The sequence below is a fragment of the Breznakia blatticola genome (assembly GCF_004365815.1).
Classification (GTDB): Bacteria; Bacillota_I; Bacilli_A; order Erysipelotrichales; family Erysipelotrichaceae; genus Breznakia; species Breznakia blatticola.
Genome location: NZ_SODD01000021.1, coordinates 1 through 19,653, shown reverse-complemented (window position 1 = coordinate 19,653; position 19,653 = coordinate 1). Strand labels below are relative to the sequence as shown.

Below are 19,653 nucleotides of genomic sequence, written 5' to 3'. Positions count from 1 at the left end.
AATTACACTTCCTTTCTTTCATAAAATGCTTCCATTTGGGCATCTTCAAGTGATAATCCACTTTCTACCTTATTTTGAATTGCTTGCATCATCTTTTTATAATCAACTGGCATTATTTTCTTAAAGTGTACTTTACATACATCAAAGTCATTTATAATACGCTTTGCTTTGCTTGAGTTTGTATAGTGTATATGTGCTTGCAACATCTCTTTAATTTCTACAAAATCTTGTTCTTGTACAATTTCTTGTAGCTCCACCATTTCTTTATTCAGTTTTGTATCTACATCAGCGTTTTCATCAAAGATATATGCATATCCTCCACTCATCCCTGCTGCAAGATTACTTCCACAAGAACCAAGAATACACACACGACCACCTGTCATGTATTCCAGTCCATGATCACCAACACCTTCAACAACCGCATCAATTCCTGAGTTTCTTACACAAAAACGTTCACCTGCAATACCTGCAATATATGCATTACCTGAAGTTGCACCATAAAATGCAACATTTCCAACAATGATATTTTCTGATGCTTCAAAGGTTGCATCTTTAGGTGGAAACAATGCAAGGGATCCGCCAGATAAGCCTTTTCCAAAATAATCATTACTGTCACCTTCAAGATAGATACTTACACCTTTAGGAAGAAATGCACCAAAGGATTGCCCTCCAGCACCTTTCGCAAAAATACGATATTGATGTTCTTTTGTACGTCCATGCAAGTGTTTTGTAATATAGCTACCTAACATCGTTCCAAAAGAGCGTGTTTGGTTATCCAAACAGACAGATGCTGTTGCTGATTCATTATTGTCAATCGCTTTGCTAAATCGATCGATTAGATATGCATCTAGTGTAGTATCCAATTCGAAATCATATACATCTTGCGGATCAAAAATCGTCTTCTTTTCCTTGTTTTCTACTTTTGTGAGTAGTCTTGTTAGATCAAAAGATGTATGCACATCTTTTTTCACTTGCAAGAGTTCACTATGACCGACCATTTCATCGATACTACGAAAACCGAGTTGTGCCATATATTCACGAAGTTCTTGTGCGATAAAGCGCATAAAGTGAATCACATATTCTGGCTTTCCACTAAAGCGTTTTCTAAGTTTTGGATTTTGTGTGGCAATCCCTACTGGACATGTATCAAGATGACAAACACGCATCATTACGCAACCTAAACTAACTAGTGGTGCAGTTGCAAAACCAAATTCTTCAGCTCCTAATAAAGCTGCGATTGCAACATCTTTTCCTGTAAGTAGTTTTCCATCACATTCCAAACGAACGCGACTTCGTAGATCATTCATAATCAATGTTTGATGCGCTTCAGCAAGTCCTAATTCCCATGGCAAACCAGCATGATATACAGAATTCTTTGGAGCAGCTCCAGTTCCTCCATCATATCCAGAGATTAATATGACTTCACTACCTGCTTTAGCAACTCCTGCAGCAATCGTTCCTACGCCTGCCTCAGAAACTAGTTTCACCGAGATTCTTGCATCTTTGTTTGCTGATTTACAATCATAAATCAATTGTGCCAAATCCTCGATTGAATAAATATCATGATGCGGTGGTGGTGAAATCAATTGCACACCTGGTGTAGAATGTCTTGTTTTGGCAATCCAAGGATATACCTTACCAGCAGGCAGTTGTCCTCCTTCTCCTGGTTTTGCACCTTGTGCCATTTTAATTTGAATTTCTTTCGCATGTACCAAGTATTCACTTGTAACACCAAACCGACCGGATGCTACTTGTTTAATAGCTGAATAGCGATTGGTATGAAAGCGTGATGCATCTTCTCCACCTTCTCCTGAGTTACTTTTTCCGTGTAATGTATTCATCGCAATAGCCAATGTCTCATGTGCTTCTTTGGAAATAGACCCATAAGACATTGCTCCTGTTTTAAAGCGCGTGACAATATCTTCTACACTTTCTACTTCATCAATTGAAATCGGAGTTTGCTTTTTAAATTCTAATAATCCGCGAATACTGGTTTGTTCCATCTCTTTTTCAATTTCTTTAGTAAATTGTTTAAACAATGAATACTCATTTTGTCGGGTTGCTTTTTGTAGTAAATGAATTGTTTTAGGATTGTATAGATGCATTTCTTTTTGACTTCGATACTTATGCATTCCTGTACTATCTAAATTCTTATCTACTGATAATCCTAATGCATCAAATGCAGCTGCATGAAGATAATGTTGTTGTTTTTCAATATCAGCTAACCGAATTCCTCCCACTCTACTAATCGTCTTAGTAAAGTATGTAGAAATTACATCTTCATGAATTCCTAGTGCTTCAAACACCTGACTTCCTTGATAGGATTGAATCGTTGAAATCCCCATCTTTGAGGCGATCTTTACAATTCCGTGTAACATTGCTTGATCATAAGCTTCTATAGCTGCATCATAGTCTTTTTCTAGCAGTCGATTTGCAATTGCATCAGCAATTGTGTCATGCACCAAGTATGGATTGATTGCACTTGCACCATAACCAAGTAACGTTGCAAAGTGATGAACCTCTCTAGGTTCTGCACTTTCCACAATAATGGATGCTTGTAGAGACTTTTTTGTTTGAAGTAAATGTTGATTTAATGCACTTGTAGCTAGTAATGATGGAATTGCTACATGGTTTTCATCCACCCCACAATCACTTAAGACAAGTAGAGTTGCTCCTTGATGGATTGCTTGATCTGCTTCATAACACATATGATCCAATGCCTCTTTTAAACTTGTATTTTTGTAATAGAGCATCGATATCGTCATACATCTAAAGCCATCCTCTTGCAAGTGTTTGATTTTTAACATGTCCACATTACTTAAGATTGGATTTTGTATTTTTAAGAGTCTAACGTTTTTTGGATCATCTTGAAAGATATTTCCATCACGTCCTAAATAAACGGACGTACTTGTGACAATCTCTTCACGAATCGCATCTATTGGCGGATTCGTTACTTGTGCAAACAATTGTTTGAAATATGAAAATAATGGTTGATATAAAGTATCTGATGCAGCAAGTGCACGATCTGCTCCCATCGCGATAACCGGCTCAATTCCAGATTGTGCCGCTGGTATAATATAATCTTTAATATCTTCATAACTATATCCATGAACTTTTTGTAGTGTGGTTAATTGTTCATGACTGTATCTATCAACTGTTTTGTTTGGAATTTCTACTTGCGATAAAAATCGAAGATTCTTTTCGATCCACTTTCCATATGGTGCTCGCTGTGCATAGTAGGCTTTTAATTCGTCATCTTGAATGATTCGTCCAATATTTGTATCAACCAACAACATTTTCCCTGGTTCTAAACGACATTTTACTTCAATATTTGATGGTTCAATGTCTAAAACACCAACTTCACTACTTAAGATTAGGTATCCATCTTTTGTTACATAGTAACGTGAAGGACGTAATCCATTACGATCAAGTACTGCACCCATTACATCACCATCAGAAAATAGTATCGAAGCTGGACCATCCCATGGTTCCATGAGACATGCATTATATTGATAAAAATCCTTCTTTGATTGGGACATCAAATGATTGTGTTCCCAAGGTTCAGGAATATTAAGCATCATTGCATGTGCAAGATCCATACCTGCCATAACCATAAACTCTAGTGCATTATCAAGCATTGATGAATCACTTCCTCGGCTATCAATTACTGGAAGAACCCGTTTTAAATCATCCCCAAAGATACTAGATGTCATATTTTCTTCACGACTTAACATTTTATTTGCATTTCCTTTGATCGTATTAATCTCTCCATTATGTACAATCATACGATTGGGGTGCGCACGATGCCATGTAGGCATCGTATTTGTGGAAAAACGTGAATGCACAAGTGCAATTGCACTTGTAAAGTCTTGATGTTGTAAGTCGTTGTAAAACGTGCGTAATTGTCCAACTAAGAACATTCCTTTATATACAATCGTACGACTACTTAATGAACACACATACGTATCTGAACAACTTTTTTCAAAAATTTTACGTGTGACAAATAACTTACGGTCAAATGCAATCCCAGCTTGTATGTGATTTGGTCGTTTGATGAAGCATTGGACAATTGTAGGCATTAGTGACAATGCTTTTTGACCAAGCACTTGCGGATTACAATCTACATGTCGAAACCCTAAAATCTCTAACCCTTCTTTTTTTGCGATTACAGTAAATAATTGTTTTGCTTTTTCAAATTCTAATGTATCTTGTGGAAAGAAAAACATCCCAACTCCAAAATCCTCATTTGGCAAAGCAAACGTGCATACATCGCGAAAATAAGCGTGTGGAATTTGTGTTAATATTCCTACACCATCCCCTGTTTCCTTTTTTGCATCCATACCTGCTCGATGCTCAAGTTTCTCAACAATAGTAAGTGCGTTATCAATTGTTTGATATGTCTTTTCTCCTGATACATTAACAACTGCACCAATTCCACAGTTATCATGTTCAAACTGCTCGTGATATAACCCGGTTTGCTTCATATGTTATCCTCCAAAATAAAAAAGACGTCAGTGCCCAAAAAGGCATCAAACGTCTTTGTTTGTGTTTAATTTTATCATCGACATATCGTTTGTCAAGATAATATTTTCGTTTTATATGTATAAAATACAGTTACACTTCATAAACGAACTTGAAAATCTCTGCTTTATACTTTAAAAATAAGTCTTCATTCAAAGGTTCTGGATAACTCATAAAGCATAATGGATGCATATTTTTTTCTGTATTTATTTGTGGTTGTAAATATGTTGATTCATAGATTTGAAATTGATTACGCTTATAAAACGCAACGCGACGAGCACTGGTATGATCAAAGGGTTCTTCTACTTCTAAAATCAGTGTTGTATGTGGATATTTCTCTTTCAAAGCATCTAGCATTTTCGAACCGATTCCCTGTCCTCTTGTATGTTTAGCAACTGCAAAATTTTCCACAAAGATACAATCTTGTAGTTTCCAAAGTAAAAATACACCGACTAGTTGTTGTTCTTCATATGCACCAAGTAATTCAACAAATGATGTTTTCAACTTTTCTTCAATATATGTATATGGACGCAATTCACTAAGCGGAAATGCTTCTTGTAATAACGGATATGCTTCATCCAATGATCTCATTTTTAATAACTTCATAAATACCTCATAGGTTATTGTATCAAATCTATGCAAAACAACAAACAACAAACTCGTGTTGTTCTACATATTTTATATTTCATAATCGTTTGAATGGACAACTATGATGAATTTGTTATGATAAGGGTGAGAAATCAGGGGGTTCTACATGAAAGGAAAAGTCAGACTTTTATTATTAGTATTTGCAGTCATTTTAGCTACTATCAGTATTGTGCAAACAGAATTAGTTACGTACGCAAGCGAAATTGAACATCAATCGAGCTTGCATATTGCAAATATTGCAAATAATTTCAATTTGATTTCACTGTGTATGGTGATAATCATGGTTAGTGTCATTGCTATTGCTGGTTACTTTGCACGTAAGTATAAAAAGGAAAATAAGCACTCGTCAAATTAAACTGACAAGTGCTTATTTTTTATTTTTCTAATACGCTTGCGCAACGTTCACATAAACCATCTTCAGCATGTGAATCTGTAATGTTCCAACATCTTGGACATACACTACCTTCGCATTTTTCTACTTTAACTTCAATTACTTCGAATGCTTCAAGTTCATCTTCAGTAAATGAAACTTTTGATACAGTTAACCATTGGTGAATTTTATCACCTAATACTTCTTCAAGTAATGCTTTATCTGTATCCTTTGCATGTAAAATCACATGTGCTTCTAGCGGTTTTCCAATGACTTTGTCATTTCTTGTTTGTTCAATTGCTTTGAACACATCTTTACGAATCGCAAATAAGCGGTTCATTTTCTCTTTAATTACTTCATCATCAGCGATACGTTCGCTTTTGTTGAATGCAGTCAAGTGTACTGTACCTTCATATGCTGCAAAGTGATCAGAGATTTCTTCAGCTGTATGCACTAAGATTGGTGACCATAATTTTAATAATGTATCACACGCTTTATATAATACCGTTTGTACTTGGCGACGACGTGTATCATCTTTTTTCTCGATATATAGAATATCTTTTGTGAAATCTAAGTAATATGCACTTAGCATATTTGTCATGAATGTTGTAAGTTTTGATGTAATTGTTGAGAAATCAAATTTTACATATAACTCTTTTACTTCATGGTTCAGTTCACTTAATAGAACTAACATGTGTTTGTCTACAAGTGTCAATTTATCTTCAGGCACCATATCTGCTTGACCAAAGTCAGCTGGATTAATGTTTCCTAAGATAAATCTAAACGTATTACGAACTTTACGGTATTGTTCAGATACTTGTTTTAAGATTGCATCTCCCATACTTACATCTTGTTGGTAATCAACAGTTGTTGCCCATAGACGTAAGATATCTGCACCATATTGTTGTGTGATTTTTGTTGGAGCAACTGCATTCCATTGCGATTTAGACATCTTCACACCTTTTTCATCCATAACAAATCCGTGTGAAAGAATTTGTTTGTAAGGCGCATGACCATATACTGCTGTACCAATAATTAGTGATGAATTAAACCATCCACGGTATTGGTCAGATCCTTCAAAATATAAATCCGCTGGATAAGGAAGTCCACGTCCAATCATTGCTTCTGTGTGACTTGAACCTGAATCAAACCAAACATCCATTGTATCTACTTCTTTTGTGAATTCTCCATTTGGACTACCTGGGTGTGTATATCCTTCAGGCAATAAATCTTTGGCATCTCTTTCAAACCATACGTTCGTTCCAAACTCACCAATTAAAGCAGCAAAGTGTTCGAATAAATCATGTTCCATGATTGGTGTTCCATCTTCTGCATAGATAATTGGAATTGGTACTCCCCATGCACGTTGACGAGAAATACACCAGTCACCACGATCACGAATCATGTTGTGTAAACGTTGTTCTCCCCAAGTAGGTGTCCAGAATACATTTGCAACTTCTTCAAGTAATTGATCACGAATCTTATCAATTGAGGCAAACCATTGTTTTGTTGCTCTAAAGATAATTGGTTTCTTTGTACGCCAGTCATGTGGATAACTGTGCGTAATGAATTCAAGTTTTAATAATGCACCAACTTCTTCAAGTTTTTGCGTTACCACTTTATTTGCATCATCAACATATAGTCCTTCTAACCAAGAACCTGCTTCGGCCATCATATGTCCTTGTTCATCTACTGGACAGTATGGTGGAAGTCCATACTTCATCCCTACGATAAAGTCATCTTCCCCATGTCCTGGAGCTGTATGTACACATCCCGTACCAGCATCTTCTGTTACGTGTTGTCCGCAAATTACTAACGATTCACGATCATAGAATGGGTGTTGTGCTGTAATTCCTTCTAAATGTTCACCACGGAATGTTTTTAGGATTTTCTTCTCTTCTAGTCCTAATTCTTCCCAAAGGGTATCTACATTACTAGCAAGAACAACAAGATTTCCTTTTTCACTTTCGACAAGTGCATATTCTAAAAATGGATTCAAACAAATCGCTAAGTTCGCAGGTAGTGTCCAAGGTGTCGTTGTCCAAATTACAAACGCATCTACTTTTTCATCTAAGATACCTTTTCCATCAAGTACGTTAAACTTTACATAAATTGCTGGACTTTTAATATCTTTATATTCGATTTCTGCTTCAGCTAGTGCAGTTTCACTACTTGGTGACCAGTATACCGGTTTCTTACCTTGATAGATTAAACCATCCGTTGCCATTTTACCAAAGATTTTGATTTGATCTTTTTCAAATTCTTTTTGTAAAGTGATATATGGGTGATCATAATCCCCAATACAACCTAAAGATTTAAACCCTTTCTCTTGGATTTTTACTTGTTCGAGTGCATAATCGTGACAGATTTTTCTAAAGTCTTCCACTTTCATTTCTTTACGGTTATACCCTTGTTTTTGAATTGCTGTTTCAATTGGTAAACCATGTGTATCCCATCCTGGAATAAATGGTGTCTTATATCCTTGCATAAAACGTGCACGTACAATCACATCTTTCAATGTCTTGTTTAATGCGTGTCCTAAGTGAATATCACCATTTGCATATGGAGGACCATCGTGTAATACGAATAGTTCGCTGCCATCACGTTTTGCTAGCATTTGTTCATAAAGTTTTTCATCTTCCCACCGTTGTTGAATACCAGGTTCTTTTTTAACTAAGTTTCCTCGCATTTCAAAATCGGTTTTGGGCATTAATAAGGTATCTTTGTATTCCATCTCTTGCTCTCCTTCTAAATTAAAAAAACGTCCTTACAAATCATATAAGGACGTGATTACGCGGTACCACCTTACTTCATGTATATTCATACATGCGCTTCATTAACTGTAACGTAGTTTATACGTCTTATCCTACTCATTTCAGATAAGCTACTCCTAAGTGATATCTATATATATTTCATGTTTGTCTTTCACCAACCGACAACTCTCTAAGCAATCCAAATATATAGCATGTCTTATTCTTTGTATTTCTTTTCAATCAATTCTACATTAGGAATGGGTGGAATGTCAAACCCATCTATCGTTTCTGATAAAATTTGTAGCTGTTCATTCAAATTAATCTTAATTTCGTGTGCTTCAATTCCTAATTTTGAGATATTTAGCAATATCGTTTTTGCATTTTGCAACGCTTCTTTGACAATCATATCTGCATTACGATTTGCTGTAGTTAAAATTCCATTTGCTTCATCTAATGCATTTCGTGTCATTTCACGAATGGCTCTTTCTTTTATATCTAAGTCATGTAACAACTTCGTATATTTTCTACCAATTTCTTCAATTTTTCGATCATTTTCCTCATTTTGTTTTTTATAAGCAAGTAACTTTCTTTGAAGTTCATCAATTTCTTGATTTTTAGCAGCTAGTTCACTATCGACTTGATATCGATTATATCCATTTTTTACGCGATCAAATTCCATAGTGAGCCCCCTTCCATCATTCATACTTACCGATTTCCAAAACAAAACGATTGTTTTTTGTCTTTCGCCCGGTATCATTTACCATAAAGCGACCATACCCTCGAATCGAAATGAGTATGGATTTATTATCACATATGTGAGCCAAATCTTCAACCACTAGATGATCGACTTTTACTCTTCCATCATGTACTAAAGCTTGTGCTTTTTGTCTAGCTAGATGTGTAATACTTGCAACCAATGCATCTAAACGCAAAGAAGAAACCATATGTGTTTTATATTCTAAATGGATTTCTTTTTGAATTGGTGCTTCACTTTCTTCCAGTTGAATTGGACAACGCCCAATTTTTTCAAGTTCACGTTTGATATATCCTGCTATATCCTTGCTAACAAAGATATAGATATCCCCATGTTCAACAATTAAATCACCAAATGTTTGGCGTTCAATGCCTAGATTCATCATTGCACCAAGTGCATCACGATGACTTAGATTATAGTATTTTGTATCATATATTGCATGTAAGCATACAATAGGTAATGGTATTTGTTTATCCTCATAACTTAATAAACAACGTTTATATTCTGCATCTGGATATCCTCCATCAAAAGTCGTATATACTTTTTTACCAACATAGCGTTGAAGGATTTCTTGTTCAGCAGGGCTTAAAAAAGGAGTGAAAACTTTGTGGTAAATGGATAGTTGATCCAAATAATCATCTATCCTAGCCAGAAAATCCTCATTCCCTTTAAAGTGTATTTGTTTTTGCTTATTCACTAACTTCTGAAGCGCTCTCAGGTGAAATTTTCCCGTGAACTCCCATTGTTCTTGGCGTACAAAGGATTACATTTGTTCCGATTTTTTCAATAGATCCATCAAGTGCATAAATTACCCCTGATAAGAAGTCAATGGTACGTTGTGCATAGTCTCTTGTTAGTTTGTGTAAATTAACAACAACTGCACGGTTTTCTTTTAAACGTTTCGCAACTTCATGAACTTCATCATAAGCTCTTGGTTCGAATAAAACCATTTTTGTATCATTACTTAACTTTGATACAGCTTTTGATTTTGGTGATTCATATTCTGAAATTGATTCTACTTCGTTTTCCTCGTATTCAATTACTTCCTCTTCATCCATCGGTGAAATGAATTCCTTTATTTTTTTACCAATACCCATAGAAAGATACCTCCTATACTAATGATAATTATATCACAATGAATATGCCTTAACAATTAGAAACATCATCAGAGCGTATGCTTTTTGCATATTCCTGTTTGTATTATATATATGGTTTGTAAGTTATTGGTTGATAAAACAAAAGAAAAGCCTTTCTGGCTATTCGATAGACAACAATCGAACTTTGGAAAGACCTTTAATTTCTTGTAAGCGATTAATCAATTCTTGGATTTCGCCCTTCATATCTTTAACATCAATACTTGTCACTACATTAGCACGTTTGGCAATTGGAATGTTTTGGTTAATCGTTAATATATTACAACCAAATGCAGAAAATGTAAGTAATGCTTCAGACAAAATGCCCTTTTCATCACTTAAAGTAAATGCAATTAATGCCTTACGTTCTAATAAATTGGTGTTACTTGGTTCAAAGACATGATCTTTATATTTATAGAATGCACTACGAGAAATGCCTACTTCACGAGTGACATCACTAACTTGCGCATCTTCCTTTGTTTCTAAAATCTTTTTTACCTCAATAACCTTTAAGATTACTTCAGGTAACACTTCTTTTGAAACAATTAAATAGGAATCTAACATATTTGTACTCCTTGTTCATCTACAACTAGTGGAATACATTGCCATTTATATTGCAATGTATTCAGTTGTTTTTGAATTTCATCTACTTTACTTGCATCACACATCACATTCATCAAAGTAGAACCACTACCAGAGATATAGAAACAAGCACTTTCGATTTCTTGACACATCTTCTTAACTTGTTCATATTCAAAAATCAGTTGCTTACGGTATGGTTCATGGAGCTCATCTTTCATTGTTGCTTGTAGCAAGTCTACATCACCAAGCTCAAATCCTTTTAAGACTAAACTTAACTTTGATGCATTGCTAACAGCAGTAGTAAATGGTACCTGTGTAGGTAATACTTTGCGTGCATCACTTGTTTTTGTCTCAAAGTTTGGAATACAGGCTAAAAATGTAAATTGATTATGTACTGAATAGCTAGCATGATACACTTGTTGATTATCATCTACATAACTAGCAATTAAACCACCATATATCGCTGGAGCTACATTATCTGGATGATGTTCAATCTCTGTACATAAACGTAGCACTTCTTGTTTATCAATTGGTGTATTGGTTAATGCATATGCACCAACAACACCACCAACAACACATGTTGCACTACTCCCTAATCCTCTAGAGACTGGAACATGACTATCAATATGAATATGTACTTGAAATGCATCTTTACCTAAATACGCTAATGCTTTTTGAAATGAAGTATAAACAAGATTATCTTCTGTTGCAAAACGTTCTTCACATCCAGTAATTTGAAACGAATCACTTCTCTTGAAAGTAAAGTACGTATACAAGTTCAGTGCAATCCCTAAACAGTCAAAACCGACACCAACGTTAGCACTTGTAGCAGGTACTTTCACTTTCACCATGATTAAATCGTTCCTACCTTATCTAATACGTATGCTTCCATTTCGGTTTTATCAATTACATCTTCATGTAATACTTCTTTTTTATCTAAATCGACCAAGTTTGTTGGAATTGGAACTCGTGTTTCTTCATGAAGTTTTTCCATTAAGACAAACTCATCATCACTTGTTGTTCCATGTAGTGCTTCATACACTGAATTCGTAAATTTGTATGGACTTGCTGTCGATAATACAACATTTTTATGTTGTGTATCTACATCATCCAACAATACTTTATATGCAACTGCTGTATGTGGATCTAATAAGTAATTATCCTTTTCATAAATATCACGAATGGTTTTTGCTGTTTGTTCATTAGTAGCAAACCCTGCTTTAAATTCCTTTTGGATATTTGCAAGCACATCTTCACGTACTTTGTATTTTCCATCTCTTGCAAGTTCATTCATAATTTCTTTAATATATGCATGATCACATCCACTTGTGTAAAACAATAGACGTTCTAAGTTTGAAGAAATCAAGATATCCATTGATGGAGAAATCGTTTTTAAGAAATCACGTTTACGATCATAAACTCCAGTTTGAATGAAATCATAAAGTACATTATTGTCATTTGAAGCACAAACAAGTTGATGTACTGGTAATCCTACTTGTTTTGCATAATATCCAGCTAAGATATTTCCAAAGTTTCCAGTTGGAACAACAAAGTTAATTTTCTCACCAAGAAGAATCTCACCACTTTTTACTAAACTTGCATATGCATAAAAGTAATACACCATTTGTGGCAATAAACGACCGATATTGATTGAGTTTGCACTACTTAATTTAATATTTTGTTTTGCTAGTTCTGCTTTAAATGCATCATCAACAAATAATTTCTTTATTCCACTTTGTGCATCATCAAAGTTTCCTTCAATTGCACAAACCTTCACATTTTTTCCTTCTTGTGTTTTCATTTGCATTTCTTGCACTTTACTAACACCGTCATTTGGATAGAACACCATGATTTTTACATGATCCACATCTTTAAATCCCTCAAGCGCAGCTTTACCAGTATCACCTGATGTTGCTGTTAAAATTAATACATCATAATCCGCATTTGTTTTCTTTAAAGCCGTTTTTGTCAGTTGTGGTAACATTTGCAAACCTACATCTTTAAATGCACTTGTTGGTCCATTGAATAATTCTAAGACATATCCATCACTTAGTTTTACTAATGGAGTTACTTCCTCATTTGAGAATTTACCTTTATATGCAGCTTGCACACATGCACGAATTTCTTCTTTCGTGAAATCAGGCAGGAACAACGCAAATACTTCCTCTGCGATTTCATAATAGTCTTTATTAACAATCGACTGCATATCGATTTGACGTTCATTTAGGTCACTTACAACAAATAGACCCCCATCGTTACTTAACCCTTGTAAGATTGCTTGTGCAGGGCTTAATGTAATGCTAGCATCCCTTGTGCTTTCGTAATATTGATTCATACAATTCTCTCCTTGATTTCTTTATTTTCCTATGATACAATGTTTCTCAATTAAATACAAGTGTTTTTTGTACAAAGACACAGAGGGGGACTTATGAAAATTGCAATCTTAGGATTTGGAACTATAGGGACTGGAGTTTACGAGATTATTAGTACCTATAAAGCAAAGAGTTTAGCAGATGTTGAAGTTGTGAAAGTTTTAGATTTACCACAGAATAAAGATAAACTCGACATCATCACTGATAACTACGATGATATCTTACAAGACAAATCCATTGACTGCGTGGTGGAAACCATGGGTGGATTACATCCTGCATATGAATTTATCACTGCAGCAATGAAAGCAAAAAAACATGTCGTAACAGCTAACAAAGCAGTTGTTGCTAAATATATGGAAGAATTCATTGCACTTGCACTGGAAAATAAAGTACGTTTCTTATTTGAAGCAAGTACTGGTGGTGGAATCCCTTGGATTGCTTCATTAGAAAAAGCAAAACGTGTCGATGATATTAGTGAACTATACGGAATCTTTAATGGAACAAGCAACTATATTTTAGATGCAATGACAAACCAAGGAAAAGACTTCGACGAAGTACTAAAAAAAGCACAAGAGTTAGGATACGCGGAAGCAGATCCTAGCGCAGATATTGATGGATATGATGTACAAAACAAAGTTGTTATTTCAAGTGCAGTTGCTTACAATACAAAAATCAACATGGAAGACTTCCCTTGCTATAGCCTACGTACAATTAACAGTATCGATATCAACTACTTTAAAAAATTAAACCGTACAATCAAATATATTGGTGAAGCAGTTGTAAATCACACGGGCTATGAAGCATACGTAATGCCAAATGCATTAGCAAATGATACAGTTGAAGCAAACGTAAATAGCAACTTCAATATTGCAACATTATATGGACAAAGCATTGGTCCATTAAAATTCTATGGACAAGGAGCTGGTAAATTACCAACAGCTAATGCAATTGTTCAAGATATTCTTGATATTCAATCACCAATTGGTTCATTGATTGATTTCAGCAATAAGCTTGCTTACCAACCAACTCAAGAAAATGTATATGTCATTCGTAGTACGAATACAGTCGATATGACAAACATTGAAACAAAAGAAGAATTTGAAGGACAAACTTACTACACAACAAAACCAATGGTTGCATCAACTTTGGTAGAACTTGTAAAGTCGATTGACGATAGTCAAGCATTTGTCGCGAAACTAGCGGCGTTTAAGGGGTAACATATGATCAAAATTGTAAAATTTGGGGGGAGCAGTGTTGCAAGTGCAACACAGTTTCAAAAAGTAAAAGGAATTGTTCAAGCCGATGAAAGCCGTCGTTTTGTTGTTGTTAGTGCAAGTGGGAAAGCAAATAAAGACGACAATAAAATTACCGACTTATTATATTTATGTCACGCACATTTAAAATATAATATTTCTCCTGAGCCAATCTTCAACATGATTGAACAACGATTCTTAGAAATCAAAAAAGAATTACAACTACAATATGATATTCAAAAGGATTTAGATGCCTTACGCAAAGAACTCGTAAAAACCATTGATGTGGACTATTTAGTCAGTCGTGGAGAATACTTAACTGGATTACTGATGGCTGAATACTTAGACTATCACTTCGTTGATGCTAAAGATATCGTATTCTTTAATTACGATGGAAGCATTGACTATCCAAAAATCAAACAAGCCTTCGAAGAACTTGTTGTGGAATATCCAAAACTTGTGATTCCTGGTTTCTATGGTTCATTACCTGATGGAACCATTCGCATCATGTCTCGTGGTGGTGGAGATGTTTCTGGAAGTATTATGGCAAACGTCGTCGATGCAGACGTATATGAAAACTGGACAGATGTATCTGGAATTCTTAAAGCAGATCCACGCATCGTAAAAAATCCAAAACAGATTGAAATCATTACATATGCAGAACTTCGCGAATTAAGTTATATGGGAGCTAGTGTATTACATGAAGAAGCCATCTTCCCTGTTAAACACAAAAACATTCCAATTCACATTTTAAATACAAATGATCCTGAATCAAAAGGAACCATCATTGTTAACCAAGTTGATGATTCAAAAGATACAACAAGTACAATTACTGGTATTGCTGGAAAAAAGGATTTCTCAATTATTACAATTAAAAAATCTCATATGTCTACAGAAGTCGGAACGATTCGTCGTGCTTTAGATGTTATTGATAAATATGGATTAAGTGTAGAACACTTACCTACTGGGATTGATTCATTTTCAATCGTTTTAGAAAGTGCTCCATTAAAACCAATTTTGTATGATGTACTTGTACAAATCAAAGAAAAATGTAAAACAAGTGACATTCATGTTATGGATAATGTTGCCTTAATTGCAACGGTTTCACGTTTTATGAAAAGTAAAACCGGAATGTCTGGACGCCTGTTTACAACACTTGGTAAAAAAGGAATCAACATTTCAATGATTTCACAAACAAGTGATGAAATGAATATTATTGTGGGTGTACATAATGATGACTATGGTCGCACAATTGATGCGATCTACGAAGAATTCGAGGGAGAGTAAAATGAAAACATATAATGTTGCTATATTAGGTGCAACTGGAGCAGTTGGTCAAGAAATGCTAAATGTTCTTGAAGAACGTGACTTTCCAGTTAACGAACTACGTTTACTTGCTAGTAAACGCAGTGTCGGAAAAGAAATGACATTCAAAAATCAGACATATACACTTCAAGAAGCAAATGAACATGCATTTGCAGGAATGGATATTGTACTTGGTGCTGTTGAAAATGATGTTGCAGAAAAATTATTACCCTACGCTGTAAAAGCGGGTGCTCTAGTTATTGATAACTCTAGTGCATACCGCCTTGATGAAAACGTGCCACTAGTTGTACCAGAAGTAAATCCTGAAGACATTAAAAACCATAATGGAATAATTGCAAATCCAAATTGTTCAACGATTATTGCACTTGTTGCTATTAATGCATTACATGAATATGCAGGTGTTGAAAGTATTGTTGCTAGTACCTACCAAGCAGTTTCTGGTGCAGGTAATCCAGGACAAGCTGAACTCGAAACGCAAGTACAAGAAATTCTTGAAGGAAAAGAAGTTCAACCAAAAGTATTTGCTTACCAAATTGCATACAATGTAATTCCACAAATTGGTGGATTTGATGAAAATGGATATACAAGTGAAGAGATGAAGATGCAAAATGAAGGTCGTAAAATCTTGCATCACGATGATTTAAAAGTTACTTGTACTTGTGTTCGTGTACCAGTTATGCGTTCACACTCTGAGTCATTAACCCTTACATTTAAAAATGATATTGATGTTGCTAAAGCAAAAGAATTACTAGCAAATGCGAAAGGGGTAAAGCTTGTTGATAACCCACAAGAAAACCAATACCCTATGCCACTTGATTCAAGTAATCAAGATTTAGTATATGTAGGTCGTATTCGTAAAGATTTAATGAGAGATAAAGCATTAACGCTATGGTGCTGTGGAGATCAAGTACGTAAAGGTGCTGCCACAAATGCTGTCCAAATCGCCATTGAATATGTAAAACAAAACGCTTAGATTCAAATGAATCCAAGCGTTTTTTCATTACTGTTGTTTTTTATGTTTCACATATGTAATGAAACCGGTCGATGTAACTAGTAACAATACTACCCAACCATATACACGCTGACTATCTGCGGTTTCTGGAGGTTGTTTTTCTATTTGCTCTATTTGTTCTGTTTGTTGATGAACTGGTACATCTATGGCATCTACAACAATTGTATCATCAACCTTTTCAACCAGATCAACCTTTTTCCACTGCGCATAAAGTGTAGTTGCTCCATCCATTACCAAGGTATCGTTTGCTTTGTAAGATGATCCACTTCCATCTTTTTGCGTATTCCAATGTACAAATTCATAGCCATCTTTACGCAAATCTCCATGCGCTAATACATGTATACTATTTTGTTTGGCATATGGACCACTGGCATCAACTGGCACTTCACCTGCTGTATGACCATTACCATCGTACAGTACATCATATAACTGGTCTTCTTGCCAAACAGCATAAAGCGTAATGTTTTCTTCCAAACAAGAAATTCGATTTCCTGGTGTATATACCAAATCACCCAAAGTGTCATTTGCCTGTTTTGACCAACCAACAAATTGATATCCATCTCTAACAATTTGTAGATCATGTACACCATCTAATATGGTTTTCCCTTGGTTGATACAAGAAATGTAATAGTAGGTATGAATGCGGTTATCTTGCAATGCATCTGGTTCATAGTATGCATCACCTATACTCGTTTCTAGGGCTTGCAATTGGTAGTTTCCACCATTTGCATCATACTTTACCCAAGACTGTTCAATGGAACCGGCATCTGCAATTCCAATACGTTGATGATTTCTTTGATCAACCTCAACTTGTTGAATCATTGGTGTCACTTCATCTGCTTGACCTTCTGGTTTAATTGGTAACGTTGGTATAATTTCACTACTGAGACTTGCACCAGCAGTCTTTGAAGAATGATTGGTGGTTAGCGTTGTCGGATAGTTACCTAAGATAGTATGTTCTTGAAAGTTTGCTGCAACACCATTATCAATTCCAACGTTTCCTCCAAGATCTTCAAGTGTCGTTGCTTTTTGTCGAATGTTGGCAAATGTTGGATCACTTGCAACATTTCCAACGAATAGATTGTTGCGATAACGCCCACCAGAAGTGTTGGTTGCATATCCAGATCCACCAATCGCACCAGCTGCTCTTTTTGCTTGGTTATAAGCAAATGTATTATGTTCAAATACAACAAGTGCATTTCTTCCTTGAAGTAAACCACCATTTGCATAAATTTGTACGGCTCCTCCTGAATATGAATCATTACTTGCACCTTGGGCAACATTTCGATAGAATGTGTTGTTTTTTAGCATAATATTCTCACTCATATTATCGTTGGTTTGAATAAGAATGGCACCACCATCATCACCAGCAACATTATGGGCAAACGTATTGCCTTCAACGGTTAAACTAGCTGTATTGACGATATTAAAAACTGCTAATGCACCACCATCTGCTAACTTCGCTTTATTACCACTGACGTTTTTTACCGCTTCATTACCAACAAAGTAATTATCACGGATTTGAATTGCTGCACCAGCGAGCGCTTGATTGATGCATACTGCACCACCTTCACCACCAAACGATGCATTACCAACTGCAAGGTTCTTGTTGTTTCTAAACAACGAATTCACAATCGTTAAAGTTCCTCTAAAACTTGTCGCACTAATCGCTGCACCTGAATAGCCAGGCATACTTTGTGAGTTTTCCATAAATGAACACTGTTCAACAGTTACTTGTGCATCTGATACACCCAAAAGTACTGCTCCACCATCTTGCAAATGTGTTCTACCAATAAACTCCATTTGTCTAAGCGTAATTGGAATGTTTGTAAGAATACGAATGGCTTGCTTTTGACTAGCCGCTGTAAAGTGTAGATTTTGAAGAATCAGCGGTTTTGAACCTTGTCCACTTATCGTCATCGTGTATTCACCAATTGCAACGCCATTTCCTTCAACAGTCACTTGTTTATCTCCAGGTTTGCTAATTGAAAAATCTGCATCAACCGTAAAGTTTTTGGCAAGTGTAATGATATCTTGATCAGAAGCATTTTGTAATGCCTGTTGTAATTCTTGAACATTGGTAACTTCTATTGATGTTGCATTATTTACTTGCATATTTTTTGTAAACGTACGCGTAACATCACCATTAGTTATTAAATGATTTGTGATTGTAGTATCCTGCCTTGTAATCTTTGTTTCCTTTGCAAATACGGGTTGTGTTGTCGATAGAATAGCTGCCAAAACCAACAATACAACGTTTATTACTTTGATTCTCAGTTTCATGTATGACTCCTCCTTAATTATATGTCATATCTTGAATCACTCGTAATAAACACTTTGCACATACACACGTTTTTGGATAGTTGTTGTTACTTACCTCCTTCTTGATTTGTCATAACTATCTCATCACTATTGTTCTTATATATCATACACTACTATATAATTAATATAAAATCATCAAAAGTGCTCGGGAAAATGATACCGCTTACAGGTCATGCCTTTACGCAAAAAAAAACGCTAGAGTCCATTGGAATCAAAGCGTTCTTTTTCATTTCAAGTCTTATCTAATTATTGTTGTTCGAACATGTCTTTTCCAACACCACAAACTGGACATACATAGTCTTCTGGTTCAGCGTTGAAATCAGGTCCATCGTACACGTATCCACATACTGTACAAACCCAGCTTTTGTCATCTGCCATAATAATCCTTTTCCTCCTTATTTCTTACTAACTAAATTATATACAACATCATACATATAATCCAATGAAATGCACGGCAATACTCAATAAATATTTAACTGGTAAAAGAAAAAAGCCGCGATGCGACTTTTTACGGCGCTTTTTCTTAATGTGTGGGTGTGGTATTACTATTACTTAATGTGTGGTATTTTTTGAGGCACCATTACTTAGTGTGTGGGTGCCCCTTTTT

General features: G+C 35.3%; 15 protein-coding genes and 1 other annotated feature. Of the genes, 4 read left to right on the top strand and 11 right to left on the bottom strand.

Annotated features, from left to right (window positions below):
- Positions 1 to 2 precede the first annotated feature (2 nt).
- Together gltB and EDD63_RS06690 are read right to left on the bottom strand one after the other, a co-directional pair.
- Entirely contained in the window at positions 3 to 4,484 is a 4,482-nt protein-coding gene (gene gltB / locus EDD63_RS06695) for a glutamate synthase large subunit (protein WP_134169753.1), read from the bottom strand.
- 130 nt (positions 4,485 to 4,614) lie between these two features.
- On the bottom strand, positions 4,615 to 5,127 hold the full coding sequence (locus tag EDD63_RS06690) for a GNAT family N-acetyltransferase (protein WP_134169752.1): 513 nt from the start codon (positions 5,125 to 5,127) through the stop codon (positions 4,615 to 4,617).
- A gap of 148 nt (positions 5,128 to 5,275) precedes the next feature.
- Between EDD63_RS06690 and EDD63_RS06685 the strand changes: the two genes are divergently transcribed.
- On the top strand, positions 5,276 to 5,524 hold the full coding sequence (locus EDD63_RS06685) for a hypothetical protein (RefSeq protein WP_134169750.1): 249 nt from the start codon (positions 5,276 to 5,278) through the stop codon (positions 5,522 to 5,524).
- A 19-nt stretch (positions 5,525 to 5,543) separates the two neighbouring features.
- On the opposite strand, the gene ileS is transcribed toward EDD63_RS06685, so the two are convergent.
- The 7 genes from ileS to thrC all read right to left on the bottom strand — a co-directional run bounded on the left by ileS (position 5,544) and on the right by thrC (position 13,096).
- Positions 5,544 to 8,273 (bottom strand): isoleucine--tRNA ligase, encoded by a 2,730-nt coding sequence (ileS, locus tag EDD63_RS06680; protein WP_134169748.1) that lies wholly within the window; start codon positions 8,271 to 8,273, stop codon positions 5,544 to 5,546.
- A gap of 43 nt (positions 8,274 to 8,316) precedes the next feature.
- Positions 8,317 to 8,526, bottom strand: a binding site (T-box leader).
- Positions 8,510 to 8,971 carry a DivIVA domain-containing protein gene (locus EDD63_RS06675; RefSeq protein ID WP_166667571.1) on the bottom strand — a complete coding sequence of 154 codons (462 nt, stop codon included), beginning with the start codon at positions 8,969 to 8,971 and terminating at the stop codon, positions 8,510 to 8,512. Its footprint overlaps the feature before it by 17 nt.
- A 16-nt stretch (positions 8,972 to 8,987) precedes the next feature.
- Complete coding sequence (locus EDD63_RS06670; RefSeq protein WP_134169744.1) at positions 8,988 to 9,743, bottom strand: YlmH family RNA-binding protein; 756 nt, start codon at positions 9,741 to 9,743, stop codon at positions 8,988 to 8,990.
- The gene (locus EDD63_RS06665; protein ID WP_134169742.1) at positions 9,736 to 10,143 is read right to left on the bottom strand and encodes a cell division protein SepF; all 408 of its coding nucleotides are present in this window, start codon (positions 10,141 to 10,143) and stop codon (positions 9,736 to 9,738) included. The genes EDD63_RS06670 and EDD63_RS06665 overlap by 8 nt, the downstream gene beginning before the upstream one ends.
- Before the next feature lie 159 nt (positions 10,144 to 10,302).
- Positions 10,303 to 10,743, bottom strand: coding sequence for an ACT domain-containing protein (locus EDD63_RS06660; protein WP_134169740.1), 441 nt, complete (start codon positions 10,741 to 10,743; stop codon positions 10,303 to 10,305).
- Positions 10,737 to 11,612 (bottom strand): homoserine kinase, encoded by an 876-nt coding sequence (gene thrB, locus EDD63_RS06655; RefSeq protein ID WP_134169739.1) that lies wholly within the window; start codon positions 11,610 to 11,612, stop codon positions 10,737 to 10,739. The genes EDD63_RS06660 and thrB overlap by 7 nt, the downstream gene beginning before the upstream one ends.
- A gap of 2 nt (positions 11,613 to 11,614) precedes the next feature.
- Positions 11,615 to 13,096, bottom strand: a complete 1,482-nt coding sequence (thrC, locus tag EDD63_RS06650; RefSeq protein WP_134169737.1) for a threonine synthase — start codon at positions 13,094 to 13,096, stop codon at positions 11,615 to 11,617.
- A gap of 93 nt (positions 13,097 to 13,189) precedes the next feature.
- Here thrC and EDD63_RS06645 point away from each other — a divergent pair, with 93 nt between their 5' ends.
- Genes EDD63_RS06645 through EDD63_RS06635 form a run of 3 tightly spaced genes read left to right on the top strand, consistent with a single transcriptional unit; the run spans position 13,190 to position 16,685 of the window.
- Positions 13,190 to 14,350 carry a homoserine dehydrogenase gene (locus EDD63_RS06645; protein ID WP_134169735.1) on the top strand — a complete coding sequence of 387 codons (1,161 nt, stop codon included), beginning with the start codon at positions 13,190 to 13,192 and terminating at the stop codon, positions 14,348 to 14,350.
- Positions 14,351 to 14,353: 3 nt separating this feature from the next.
- Entirely contained in the window at positions 14,354 to 15,673 is a 1,320-nt protein-coding gene (locus tag EDD63_RS06640; protein ID WP_134169733.1) for an aspartate kinase, read from the top strand.
- A gap of 1 nt (position 15,674) precedes the next feature.
- Positions 15,675 to 16,685 (top strand): aspartate-semialdehyde dehydrogenase, encoded by a 1,011-nt coding sequence (locus tag EDD63_RS06635; protein WP_134169731.1) that lies wholly within the window; start codon positions 15,675 to 15,677, stop codon positions 16,683 to 16,685.
- 27 nt (positions 16,686 to 16,712) lie between these two features.
- On the opposite strand, the gene EDD63_RS06630 is transcribed toward EDD63_RS06635, so the two are convergent.
- Complete coding sequence (locus tag EDD63_RS06630; protein ID WP_134169720.1) at positions 16,713 to 19,007, bottom strand: InlB B-repeat-containing protein; 2,295 nt, start codon at positions 19,005 to 19,007, stop codon at positions 16,713 to 16,715.
- Between the two features lie 285 nt (positions 19,008 to 19,292).
- The gene (locus EDD63_RS06625) at positions 19,293 to 19,424 is read right to left on the bottom strand and encodes a rubredoxin-like domain-containing protein (RefSeq protein ID WP_134169718.1); all 132 of its coding nucleotides are present in this window, start codon (positions 19,422 to 19,424) and stop codon (positions 19,293 to 19,295) included.
- Positions 19,425 to 19,653: the final 229 nt, after the last annotated feature.